9 protein-coding genes are annotated in these 11713 nt (G+C 62.4%); 2 read left to right on the forward strand and 7 right to left on the reverse strand.

Annotated features, from left to right (window positions below; genetic code table 11):
- Positions 1-668: M20/M25/M40 family metallo-hydrolase (locus tag Q4Q11_RS28355; RefSeq protein ID WP_498571560.1), on the forward strand; the 668-nt coding region annotated here is incomplete at its 5' end.
- On the opposite strand, the gene Q4Q11_RS28360 is transcribed toward Q4Q11_RS28355, so the two are convergent.
- From Q4Q11_RS28360 to Q4Q11_RS28375, 4 genes are all read right to left on the reverse strand, one after another.
- Complete coding sequence (locus Q4Q11_RS28360; RefSeq protein WP_498571561.1) at positions 665-2449, reverse strand: adenine deaminase; 1785 nt, start codon at positions 2447-2449, stop codon at positions 665-667. The two genes, Q4Q11_RS28355 and Q4Q11_RS28360, sit on opposite strands and share 4 nt — an antisense overlap.
- Positions 2446-3369 (reverse strand): nucleoside hydrolase, encoded by a 924-nt coding sequence (locus Q4Q11_RS28365; RefSeq protein WP_498571562.1) that lies wholly within the window; start codon positions 3367-3369, stop codon positions 2446-2448. The genes Q4Q11_RS28360 and Q4Q11_RS28365 overlap by 4 nt, the downstream gene beginning before the upstream one ends.
- A 133-nt stretch (positions 3370-3502) precedes the next feature.
- Positions 3503-4891 (reverse strand): M20/M25/M40 family metallo-hydrolase, encoded by a 1389-nt coding sequence (locus Q4Q11_RS28370; RefSeq protein WP_498571563.1) that lies wholly within the window; start codon positions 4889-4891, stop codon positions 3503-3505.
- A 158-nt stretch (positions 4892-5049) separates the two neighbouring features.
- On the reverse strand, positions 5050-5466 hold the full coding sequence (locus Q4Q11_RS28375; RefSeq protein ID WP_112511600.1) for a MarR family transcriptional regulator: 417 nt from the start codon (positions 5464-5466) through the stop codon (positions 5050-5052).
- 434 nt (positions 5467-5900) lie between these two features.
- Here Q4Q11_RS28375 and polA point away from each other — a divergent pair, with 434 nt between their 5' ends.
- Complete coding sequence (gene polA / locus Q4Q11_RS28380; RefSeq protein ID WP_498571564.1) at positions 5901-8903, forward strand: DNA polymerase I; 3003 nt, start codon at positions 5901-5903, stop codon at positions 8901-8903.
- Positions 8904-9162: 259 nt separating this feature from the next.
- On the opposite strand, the gene phnN is transcribed toward polA, so the two are convergent.
- The 3 genes from phnN to Q4Q11_RS28395 are packed head-to-tail and all read right to left on the reverse strand — an operon-like array spanning position 9163 to position 11600.
- Positions 9163-9762, reverse strand: coding sequence for a phosphonate metabolism protein/1,5-bisphosphokinase (PRPP-forming) PhnN (phnN, locus tag Q4Q11_RS28385; protein WP_498571565.1), 600 nt, complete (start codon positions 9760-9762; stop codon positions 9163-9165).
- Positions 9759-10898 carry an alpha-D-ribose 1-methylphosphonate 5-triphosphate diphosphatase gene (locus Q4Q11_RS28390; RefSeq protein WP_112511592.1) on the reverse strand — a complete coding sequence of 380 codons (1140 nt, stop codon included), beginning with the start codon at positions 10896-10898 and terminating at the stop codon, positions 9759-9761. The genes phnN and Q4Q11_RS28390 overlap by 4 nt, the downstream gene beginning before the upstream one ends.
- A 15-nt stretch (positions 10899-10913) precedes the next feature.
- Entirely contained in the window at positions 10914-11600 is a 687-nt protein-coding gene (locus Q4Q11_RS28395) for a DUF1045 domain-containing protein (protein WP_113216391.1), read from the reverse strand.
- Between the last annotated feature and the right edge of the window lie 113 nt (positions 11601-11713).

An 11713-nucleotide genomic window follows, 5' to 3' on the forward strand; every position in this document is an offset into this window, starting at 1 on the left:
CCTCGGACAGCTGGCGCGTCACTTTCCGTGGGACGGGAACCCACGGCGCCAAGCCGCATCTCGGCAAGGATCCGATCACGGCCGCGGCAACCTTTCTTTCTGCGCTTCAGACCATTGTCGGGCGGGTGGTCGATCCGCTGCAGCCGGCCGTCGTCAGCGCCTGCTCTTTGCAGGCGGGCGATCCCAAGGCACTGAACGTCATTCCCGACACCGTCGAGATCGGCGGCACGGCGCGCGCCTACACACCTGGTGTCCGCGATCAGCTCGAGGAGGAGATCGGACGCCTCGCGCATGGGACGGCCGCCATGTTCGGGATTACCGCCGACTATCGGTTCGAGCGCCGCATTCCGCCCGTCGTGAATGATGCCGATGCCACGGAGCGGGCGTTGAAGGCAGCAAAAACAGTCTTTGGCGAGAAGGTGCTGACTCGTTTTCCGCCCTCGACCGCCGGCGACGATTTCGCCTTTTTCGGCCAGAATGCTCCGGGCTGCTATGTCTGGCTCGGCAACGGCCCGGCCATCGACGGCGCACTGCACCACAACACGGCCTATGACTTCAACGACGAGGCAATTGCCTCCGGCGTGGCTTTCTGGACGACGCTGGTAGAGCAGGAGCTGGGGGAGGGGGGTGACCAAGGCGCAGCCGATAGCAGGCAAGGAAGAACCTAAAACTCCTCAAGCACCGGCGTCTCCAGCACCCGTCCCGCCGCGACATCGGCAATGCCGCGATCCGTCTGATGCGGCCCGGCGTTGCAGGCAAGCGTTGCGCCGAAGCAGGCTTTGAAGACGAGATAGGGCGGATTCCAGCCGACAAGATTATCCATCGCGTCGCGGACAGCGCAGAAGGCGAGGGCGGTTTCCTCGAGCGGTGCATCGCTGACGAGGCCTGAGAGCGGCAGGGGCAACAGCGCCTCGATCCTGCCGTCGCGCGCGACGGCTAGGCCGCCGCTGGCCTCGATCACGGCATTGGCGGCGATTGCCATATCCGCTGTATTGCCGCCGAAAACCGTCAGGTTGTGGCTGTCATGCGAAACAGTCGTGCAGAAGGCGCCGCGCCATTCGCCCCAGCCGGCCAGAAAGCCGACGCGTGGCCGGCCATCCGCCTTGCCGTGACGATGGGCAACGGCGATCATGGTGGTTCCTTCCGGCGGCACGACGAAGCCGTCCCGCACGTCGGCCTCGGTCTCTCCCCATTGCGTGAAGCGCGGCTGGTCGATGGTCGCAAGCCGCACGCGGCTGCCCGCTGCCGCCACACGGAAATCGTTTTCGCCGAGCGGCGTCAGCTTGACCGAATTGCGCAGCGGTGCGGGGTCGGCGCGCTCGACGATGCCGATCATCCGGCCGGCATCGGCAACGGCTGCGCCATTGGCGATCACATATCGGGCCTTGAAACGCCGTAGATCTTCGAAGAGGACGATATCCGCGCGTCGCCCGGCCGCGATCAGGCCGAGATCGCTGCGGCCCAGCCGCATGGCAGCATTCAAGGTCGCTGCCCGCAAGGCCCATTCGGCCTTGAGGCCATAACCGACGAGACGGCGCACCACATCATCGAGGCCGCCACGCTCATGAAGGTCATCGGGAAAGACGTCGTCGGTACAAAGCGTCACGGTCTGCGGCAGAAAGCCGAGATCGTTGATGACGCCGACGAATTGCGGCAGCAGATGGTCGTGCGAGCCGCGAAGCTCGATCGCCAGACCCGCCGAGAGTTTGGCGAGCAGGTCGCCGCCGGAGGTGAGCTCATGATCGGAAGAGACACCGGCCGCCATGAAAGCGTTGAGATCCGCACCCTCCAGGCTGCGGGCATGGCCGCAGATCATCTTGCCCGAACGCAGCCCGGCATCGATGATTGCGCCGGCACGCGGATCGCCATTGATCACCTCGCGCATCGTCATGACTTCCGCAACGCCGCCGATCTCGGGCCAGGTCAGCATCTCCGTCATGGCTGCCGCATCGAAATCGGCGCCGGCCAACTCCAGCCCAGGCGCGGAGGGTACGCAGGAGGGCGCCAGCGGCACGACCCGCAGCGGCAGTCGCCGCGTCGCCTTTATTGCCCAGCGCACGCCATCCAGACCGTGCACATTGCCGAATTCATGCGGATCCCAGACGATCGTCGTTACGCCGCGCGGCAGCACGGCCTCGGCATAGCTTGCCGGCGTCACCATCGAGCTTTCGATATGCATATGGGTGTCGATCAGCCCGGGCGAGACGAAGCAGCCCCGGGCATCGATCGTCCGTGCCGCGTCCCTGCGGCCACCAGGCGCATGCACGCTTGCGATCAGCGGGCCGACGATGCCGATATCGGCGGCACGGATCTGGCCGGTCACCATATCGACAAGGCGGCCGTCCACAATCAGCAGATCGAAGGGTTGATCGCCGCGCGCAGCGGCGACTGCGCGTGAGCGCAGCTCCGGAGCATTCAGGTCCGCCGGTTCGTCAGTATCTTCGCTCATCGGCCGGCCTCCAGAAGCAGCGCATCAAAGATGATCCGGCGTGCCTTCTCCCTATCGATATCGGCGGCGAAATGAGCATTGAACACTGCATGCGAGGCACGCGTTTCGACGACGGTGCGCCCGCGCGTATGCTGCCCGTGCAATTCCGCCTCGATCCGCGCGTGCCGAAGGGTAGCGATCTCCGGCTCGGCGAAAATGGCGGCCGCCGTCGGATCGTAGATTGCCATGGCCGGCCTGCCGCGGCTGATGGCGATATTGACGTAACCTTCCAGCAGGTCGGCGAGCAGCTGCGCCTTTTCGCCCTCCGTCTTACGGAGACGGGCGACATCTTCCGGCCAGGCCAGCACCTTGCGGCAAATGTCGAGATCGATCATGTGCAGCGGCAGGCTATGCGCCAGCACAATGGCGAGCGCCTCGGGATCGGCAAAGGCGTTGAATTCCGCCGATGCCGTATGATTGCCGGCAGTGACGCCGCCGCCCATCCATGTCAGCTCGTCGATGCGCGCGGCAAGATCCGGCCGGGCCAGCGCCAGCGCCGCAATGTTCGTGAGCGGCCCAAGCGCCAGAATGCGTTTCGGCCCCTTCCCATCCGAAAGCCAGTCGCAGAGTGCGCCGAAAGCATCGCTCATCGGAAGCGGATCGGCCGGTGGCAGGCTCCTGCCGGTCGTGGGAATGCCGGTTTGGCCGAGAATGCCTTGCGCCGTTTCCAGCATGCAAAGGACAGGCAGCTCGCGGCCCGTATGGATTGGAAAGGTCCAGCCGAAAACGGCAGCAGCGCTCGCCGCATTGGCCTGGACATGCGACAGCGGCGCGTTGCCGCTCACCAGCGAAACGCCGTCGATGACAAGATCCGAATGCGCGACCACCAGAATGGCGGCAATGTCATCGAACCCCATGTCGGTATCGATCCAGATTCCCATATTCTCTCGCAATCGATCTTAACCAGATGGTGCGACGGTAGCCTCGGCTCGCTCCGAATGACGGCAAGGTTTGCCGCCGGGGCGAAAACGGTTGCGGGACGCGCGCAGGAAATGGGCGCGTCCCGCGGATCGCTTAGCCGGCGAGTGCGTCGAGGACGCGGACCCAGGAGCGGATACCCTTATGGTAGGACCGCAGCTCGTACTTCTCGTTCGGTGAGTGGATGCGGTCGTCGGAGAGACCGAAGCCGATGAGCAGCGATTCCATGCCGAGCATCTTCTGGAAATCGCCGACGATAGGGATCGAGCCGCCCATGCCGATGACGATGGCGGGCTTCGGCCATTCATCGGAGAGGGCCGTCTTCGCCTTGGTCAGGGCCGGCGAATCGTATGAAAGCTGGATGGCCGGCGAGCCGCCGTGCTCATGGAATTCCACCGAGCAATCGGCCGGTATTTTCGAATGCACGTAGGCACGGAAGCTCTCGCGGATCGCGGCCGGATTCTGCTGGCCGACGAGGCGGAACGAAACTTTCGCCGATGCCTTGGCCGCGATCACGGTCTTGAAGCCGGCGCCGGTGTAGCCGCCCCATATACCGTTGACCTCGGCCGTCGGCCGCGCCCAGGTGAGTTCCATCACCGAACGGCCCTTTTCGCCCGAGGGAACCGAGAGGCCCACCTCGCCGAGGAATTTTTCGGCAGTCATGCCGAGCGTTTCCCAGGAGGCCTTGATGTTGGCCGGCGTTTCCTCGACACCGTCGTAGAAGCCGGGAAGCGTCACGCGCGCCGCCTCATCATGCAGCCCGGCCAGGACATCGGTGAGGATATGGATCGGATTGGCGGCAGCGCCGCCGAAGAGGCCTGAATGCAGGTCGCGGTCGGCTGCGGTGATGACGATTTCCTCGCCCACCAGCCCACGCAGGCCGGCAGAGATCGCCGGCGTATCGCCATCCCACATGCCGGTATCGCAAACGAGCGCGAAATCCGCCTTCAGTTCGGCGGCATTGGCTTCGAGGAAGGGCTTGAGCGAGGGCGAGCCGGATTCCTCTTCGCCTTCGAACAGGATGGTGATGCGCACGGGCAGCGTGCCCCTGGTTTCCTTGTAGGCGCGAACGGCCTCGACGAAGGTCATGAGCTGGCCCTTGTCGTCGGAGGTGCCGCGGCCGGTCAGGACCTTGCGGCCATTGCCCATGTCCTTGATGGACGGAGCGAAGGGATCGCTTTCCCAGAGTTCGATCGGATCGACCGGCTGCACGTCGTAGTGACCGTAGAAAAGCACATGCGGCGCGTCGGCGCTGCCGGCATCGTGGTGGGCAACCACCATCGGATGGCCGGGCGTGTCGCGCACGGAGGCCTTGAAGCCCAGCGAGTTCAGATAAGACGTCAGCCATTCGGCCGCCTTGCGGCATTCCGCCTTGTAATCCGGGTCCGTCGAGATGGACTTGATGCGCAGCAGCTCGAAGAGATTGTCGAGACTGGAAGGGAGGTTCTGATCGGCGCGGTCGAGAACGGGCGATAGATCGGTCATATCCGACTCCTTACATGAGATTTGGAGCGACGATAGACCAAAGGCAGACCGGTTTCGAGGCGTTAAAACTGAAAATTTACCGTAGCTTGTCCCCTTGGATCGAGCCTTGCTCTTATCAAATACTCAAGGCACAAGAATCCGAAAGATCGCCACGTGCTTCAGAGTTGCCTGGCATTCTCCAGGATGCGCCGGATATATTCCAGCAGCAGTTCGCGTTCGAATTGACGAAAGTCTTTGAAAAGGTCTGTGTCCGCGGCCATGGCCGCTTCGATGGCTTCCGCCTGCATGGCCGCGGCCTTGCTCGTCAGGAATATCAGCTGCGCCCGCTTGTCCGACGGATGCGGGCGGCGCTCCACCAGCCCGTCTCGTTCCATGCGTGACAGCGTATTGGCCATCGTCGCCTGCTCGATATCGACCCTTTCAAGCAATTGTTTCTGTGTGAGCCCGTCCTCGGACCACAATTCCAGCAGGATAGGAAACTGGCCGGGGGAAAAACCGAGCCTTGCCGCGCGTTGCTGTAACGAGCGAGCGAATCCTTTCGCCATTTGACTGGCAAGGTAGGCGGCGGAGTCCATCCGGTTAAATCCCATGATTGCAAATATGCCGACAATTCAAAATCAAGACAATCCGGAATTCTCGGGTAGACGTGCTTGGGAATCGGCAACTTGGGTTTATTTTTTAACAGTCAAGGGTTGTATTTTTCGGCATGAAAAAGCCGCCATGGCCTGGAGGGCGCCATGGCGGCTCGTAAAGGGGGACAAAGGCCCGGAGAGGGGATAGGCCTTTGTCCAAGTCTGACGTGGCGGGGGACAGGCCGGTTGTCAGACCCTCGGCGCATCAATCGCCGGTGATTAAGATTTGTGGTTCCGAATGTGGTTTTTCAAGGGAATGCGCAGATTAGATTGATTAAAATTTAGTAAAGTTTCGGTGAGAGATTCGGCTTTCCCCAGGCGCTGTAAAATTGAAGTTTATATGGACGTTGGAGGTGCGTCACGCTATCCATGCTTCCATGAAAAAAGGTGATCATCTCTTCCTCGTCGACGGCTCCGGTTTCATATTCCGGGCCTTCCATGCCCTGCCGCCGCTGACGCGCAAGTCCGATGGGTTGCCTGTCGGTGCCGTCTCCGGTTTCTGCAACATGCTGTGGAAGCTGCTGACCTCGGCGCGTGATACCTCCGTCGGGGTAACGCCCACCCATTTCGCCGTCATTTTCGACTATTCCTCGAAGACGTTCCGCAAGGAAATTTTCCCGGAATACAAGGCCAATCGTTCGGCGCCACCGGAAGAGCTGGTCCCGCAATTCGGGCTCATCCGCGAGGCGACACGCGCCTTCAACCTGCCTTGCATCGAGACCGATGGCTTCGAAGCAGACGACATCATCGCGACCTACGCCCGTCAGGCGGAAGCGGCCGGCGCCGATGTGACGATCATCTCGTCCGACAAGGATCTGATGCAGCTCGTCACGCCCATGGTCCATATGTATGACAGCATGAAGGACAAGCAGATCGGCATTCCCGACGTCGTCGAGAAATGGGGCGTACCGCCGGACAAGATGATCGACCTGCAGGCCATGACCGGCGATTCGGTCGATAACGTACCGGGCATTCCCGGCATCGGCCCGAAGACGGCGGCGCAGCTTCTGGAAGAGTTCGGCGATCTCGATTCCCTGCTTGCCCGTGCTGGCGAGATCAAGCAGCAGAAGCGCCGCGAAAACATCATTGCCAACGCCGAGCTTGCCCGCATTTCCCGTCAGCTTGTGACGCTGAGGACGGATGTGCCGTTGGAGCTTGCGCTCAATGAGCTGGTGCTGGAGCCGCAGAACGGTCCGAAGCTGATCGGCTTCCTGAAAGCCATGGAATTTACGACGCTGACGCGGCGCGTGGCGGAGGCCTGCGATTGCGATGCGGCGGCGATCGAGCCCTCCGTCGTCAAGATCGAGTGGGGTGAGGGCGCCCATGGCCCGGATCTCGATGTCGGTGACAATGTCGATCTCGTCGCCGGCAGCGTTGTCGAGGCGGAAGGGGCGTCCGTTCCGGCACCGTCGGCCAAGGCGCGTCTGGCTTTGGATGGCACCGCTGAACCCGAGGACCTCGCCAAGGCGCGCGCTGCAAGTTTCGCCAACGCGCCGATCGATCATTCGAAATATGTGACCATTCGCGATATCGCCGTCCTCGATCAATGGATCGCGGATGCGCGCGAGACCGGCATCGTCGCCTTCGATACCGAGACGACGTCGCTCGATGCGATGCAGGCCGAAATCGTCGGCTTCTCGCTGGCGATAGCCGACAACCGCGATGATCCCACAGGCGGCTCCATCCGCGCCGCCTATGTCCCGCTCAATCACAAGACCGGGGTCGGCGACCTCCTCGGCGGCGGTCTGGCGGACAATCAGATCCCGCTGCGCGAGGCCCTGCCGAGATTGAAAGCGCTGCTGGAGGATACATCTATCCTCAAGATCGCGCAGAATTTGAAATACGACTACCTGCTGATGAGGCGCTACGGCATCGAGACCAAGGCCTTCGATGATACCATGCTCCTGTCCTACGTGCTCGATGGCGGCTCGAATGCCACGCATGGCATGGACAGCCTTTCGGAGCGCTGGCTCGGTCATACGCCGATCGCCTACAAGGACGTTGCCGGCAGCGGCAAATCCAATGTCACCTTCGATCTCGTCGATATCGACCGTGCCACGGCCTATGCCGCCGAGGATGCCGATGTGACGCTGCGCCTGTGGCTCGTGCTGAAGCCGCGGCTTGCTGCGGAGAAGCTTTCGGCCGTCTACGAGCGGCTGGAGCGGCCGCTCGTGCCGGTGCTTGCCCATATGGAAGAGCGCGGCATCACCATCGACCGGCAGATCCTCTCGCGCCTTTCCGGCGAGCTGGCACAGGGCGCCGCCGCCCTTGAGGACGAGATCTATACGCTGGCCGGCGAGCGCTTCAACATCGGCTCCCCGAAGCAGCTCGGCGATATCCTCTTCGGCAAGATGGGATTGGCCGGCGGCAGCAAGACCAAGACCGGCCAGTGGTCGACCTCGGCCCAGGTGCTGGAGGATCTGGCGGCCGCGGGCTTCGAGCTGCCGCGCAAGATCGTCGACTGGCGCCAGCTCACCAAGCTGAAATCCACCTATACGGATGCTTTGCCGAGCTACGTCCATCCTGAGACGAAGCGCGTTCACACCTCCTATTCGCTGGCATCGACCACGACCGGGCGCCTGTCGTCCTCCGAGCCGAACCTGCAGAATATTCCGGTGCGCACGGCTGAAGGCCGCAAGATCCGCACGGCCTTCATTTCGACGCCGGGCCACAAGCTCGTCTCCGCCGACTACAGCCAGATCGAACTGCGCGTACTGGCGCATGTCGCCAATATCCCGCAGCTCAAGCAGGCTTTCGAAGACGGAATCGACATTCACGCGATGACGGCATCCGAAATGTTCGGCGTGCCGGTGGAGGGCATGCCGAGCGAGGTGCGCCGCCGCGCCAAGGCGATCAACTTCGGCATCATCTACGGCATTTCAGCCTTCGGCCTCGCCAACCAGCTTTCCATCGAGCGCTCGGAAGCCGGCGACTACATCAAGAAGTATTTCGAGCGCTTCCCCGGCATCCGCGACTACATGGACGGCACCAAGCAGGCTGCCCGCGACAAGGGCTATGTCGAGACCATCTTCGGTCGCCGCATCCATTTCCCGGAAATCCGCTCTTCCAACCCGTCCGTCCGCGCCTTCAACGAGCGTGCCTCGATCAACGCGCCGATCCAGGGCTCAGCCGCCGACGTCATCCGCCGCGCCATGATCAAGATGGAGCCCGCGCTTGCTTCGGCCGGACTCGGCGATCGCGTCCGCATGCTCCTGCAGGTGCATGACGAACTGATCTTCGAGGTCGAGGATGCCGATGTCGAGCGCACGACGCCGATCATCGTCTCGGTCATGGAAAATGCCGCCATGCCGGCGGTCGATATGGCCGTGCCGCTGAAGGTCGATGCGCGCGCCGCCCATAATTGGGATGAGGCGCATTGAGATGCCTATCCCGCCCCTTGCGGGCGGGAAAGCAAAATCAGCATTTAGCCGTCAGGGTAAATGCTAGATTTTGCAAGGGCGTGGGTAGGTAGGGGCGCACCAGTGTCCTGGAACGGAATGAGCAAGAAAAGATCCCCTCTCCTGCAATTTCAATAGCTTAGAAATTGCGCTTGGCTTCGCGTACGCGGAGCTTCCGGTAGCGCAATTCCTAAACTAGTGAAATTGCTTTCTCGCCCGCCAGGGGCGAGATTGTCCAACTTCACTTCTCAATCAGCGCTTTCAGCACGGAAATGATAGCGCGCTCGGCCTCTTCGAGCGTGCCGCTATTGTCGATATCGGCAACATCGTAGCTGCCCTGGAGGGTGAGGGTACTGCGCTCCAGCCGCTTCAGCACGTCTTCTCGGCTCTCGCGTCCGCGCGCCATCAGGCGCTCGGCCAGCACTTCGCGTGACGCCGTGATGTTGATGACTTTCAGACGCGGGAATGCGGCCTGGAAATGATGCAGCGCCGAGCGCGAGCCGTTGGCGATGACCAGATGGCCCCGCGCAAGCTCATCGAAGACATCGGCGGGAATGCCGTATTTCAGACCGTGCGCGTCCCAAGAGACGGCGAAGGCGCCTGCATGTTCCATCGCATCGAAATCCGCGTCGGAAACGCTTCTGTGGTCCTCATTGCCGGCATCACCGTCGCGCGTGATCACGCGACGCACGAAATGTACGTCAGGCCGGCCGGCAAAATGCCGGGCGGCCAGATTCATCAGCGTATCCTTGCCGGCGCCGCTCGGCCCGACGACGACAGCAAGCGTGCCTGCCACCGGAGTCGCCGGATTAGCCGGCTTGGTATTCGGATCCGCGCTCATGCGACCCGCCGCCCCTCCCGCCAGACGGAGCGCGTGACCGGAACGCCGTGATCGCGGCGAACGCGTACGATATCGGCGCGCAAGCCTTCTGCGATACGGCCGCGGTCGTTCAGGCTAACGGTCCTTGCCGGCGTTGCCGTCACCATGGCGATCGCCTGCGGCAGCGAAATGCCCTCGACTTCGTCCGCGAGAATGAAGGGTGCATGCAGCAGGCTGAGCGGCACGTAGTCGGAGGAAAGCACATCGAGCACGCCAAGCTCGGCAAGGTCGCGGGCGGCAATATTGCCCGAGTGCGATTTGCCGCGCACGATGTTCGGCGCGCCCATCAGCACGCTCATGCCGGCGCCGTGCGAAGCCTTCGCGGCGTCGATGCTGGTCGGGAACTCCGCCAGGCGGACGCCGTAATTGATGGCTTCGTCGACATGGGCGAGCGTTGCGTCGTCATGGCTGGCAACGGTAATGCCGCGCTCGGCGCAGACCTTGGAGATCACGTCGCGATGCGGCGTCGCATATTTGGCCGATTCTTCCTGGCGCTTGGCGACGAATTTGGCAAAGGCCTCGTCGCTGAGCCCGCGCTTCTTCTGGTAGTAGAAGATGTACTGATCCATGGTCTGGAATTGGCGCTGGCCCGGCGCATGGTCCATCAGCGAGACCAGACGCACGTATGGGTCCTTCTCGAAATCCTGGAAGTGATCGAGAACGTTGTCGGAAGAAACCTCGCAGCGCAGATGGATCAGGTGATCGGCCCGCAGGCGGTCTTCGCGCTGGGCCGCCTGGATGGCGTCGGCCATGTCGCGCATCTCGCCCTTTTCGAAACCGCCGTCTTCGTCCGAGCCCATGCGCAGGCAGTCGAATACCGTGGTAATGCCCGAGGTGACGATCTGGGCGTCATGCGCCTGGATCGCTGCCGTCTTGTTCCAGCGAACGCCAGGACGTGGGGAGTAATGCGCTTCGAGATGGTCGGTATGCAGCTCGACGAGGCCAGGGATCAGATAATCGCCCTCGAAATCCTCGCCGATCTCGGACCTGCCTTCGGAAATGGCGGCGATACGACCGTCGCGGATCAGCACGGAACCCTCGACGATCTTGTCTTCGAGGACGATGCGGGCGTTGGAAAGGACGGTCTCTTTGGTCATATCGGCTCTTTCATATTAGGCGCCGGCAAGCGGCAGCCAGGAACGGACGGTAAAGGGAGCGCCGCGCTCTTCTTCGATGAAGATGGCGAGGCCGGAAATATCGAGCGGCTTGCCGGTATGGTCGGCGAAGCGCGCGCGCAGGACGTCGTGCATGCCGGCTTGACGCTCGGCCGGAACCGGTCCCGTCAGCGTCATATGGAAGCGGAACTCGTCGTTGACGTAAGGATAGCCCCAGCGCAGCAGGTTGGCGCGCTGCGGTTCGGTCAGGCCCTCCGGCTTGCGCCGGGCGATATCGTGATCGGAAAGCGGCGCGCGGAATGGCTCGAAGGCCTTGACGACGCGAAAGGCGAAATCCTGCAGCGGCTGGTAGAGCGAGCCCGGCACGAGCGCGAAGAAATGGCCGAGCTGGCCAAGCACCAGCTCCGGAATGGTAAAAGCCTTCGTCTGAGAGGCGAATTCGGCGGCGACATCGAGAAGGTCGCGCTCGGTCACCGAGCCGGCAAGCTCGAAGGGCGCCTTCAGAGTGGCATGGAAGCCGTAGCGGCGTGGATCGGCCGTCAGCTCGGCATGATCTTCCGGCACGGGACCCATGGCTTTATCGGAAAAAATCTCGTCGGAAAACGCGTCTCGTCCCAACCAGCGGGCGGCAAGCGAGGTCAACGGATCGTCTTTGGGCGGCGTGAAATAGAGAGCATAGCGCAAGGCTGCATTCCTTGGAAAAATCGGCTGCGCGGGACACTGTTGGGTGATTTGCGACAAACCGCAAGAGCAGCAAGGCAGCAACGGTTCGAATCCGGCTAAAGCCGGCTTGACCG

The sequence above is a fragment of the Rhizobium sp. UFLA01-1127 genome (assembly GCF_059803845.1).

Bases quoted from the DNA above. Each gene is read 5' to 3' on its own strand.
- Q4Q11_RS28360 (WP_498571561.1), bottom strand. From the start codon at position 2,449: ATGAGCGAAGATACTGACGAACCGGCGGACCTGAATGCTCCGGAGCTG.
- Q4Q11_RS28365 (WP_498571562.1), bottom strand. From the start codon at position 3,369: ATGGGAATCTGGATCGATACCGACATGGGGTTCGATGACATTGCCGCC.
- Q4Q11_RS28370 (WP_498571563.1), bottom strand. From the start codon at position 4,891: ATGACCGATCTATCGCCCGTTCTCGACCGCGCCGATCAGAACCTCCCT.
- Q4Q11_RS28375 (WP_112511600.1), bottom strand. From the start codon at position 5,466: ATGGACTCCGCCGCCTACCTTGCCAGTCAAATGGCGAAAGGATTCGCT.
- polA (WP_498571564.1), top strand. From the start codon at position 5,901: ATGAAAAAAGGTGATCATCTCTTCCTCGTCGACGGCTCCGGTTTCATA.
- phnN (WP_498571565.1), bottom strand. From the start codon at position 9,762: ATGAGCGCGGATCCGAATACCAAGCCGGCTAATCCGGCGACTCCGGTG.
- Q4Q11_RS28390 (WP_112511592.1), bottom strand. From the start codon at position 10,898: ATGACCAAAGAGACCGTCCTTTCCAACGCCCGCATCGTCCTCGAAGAC.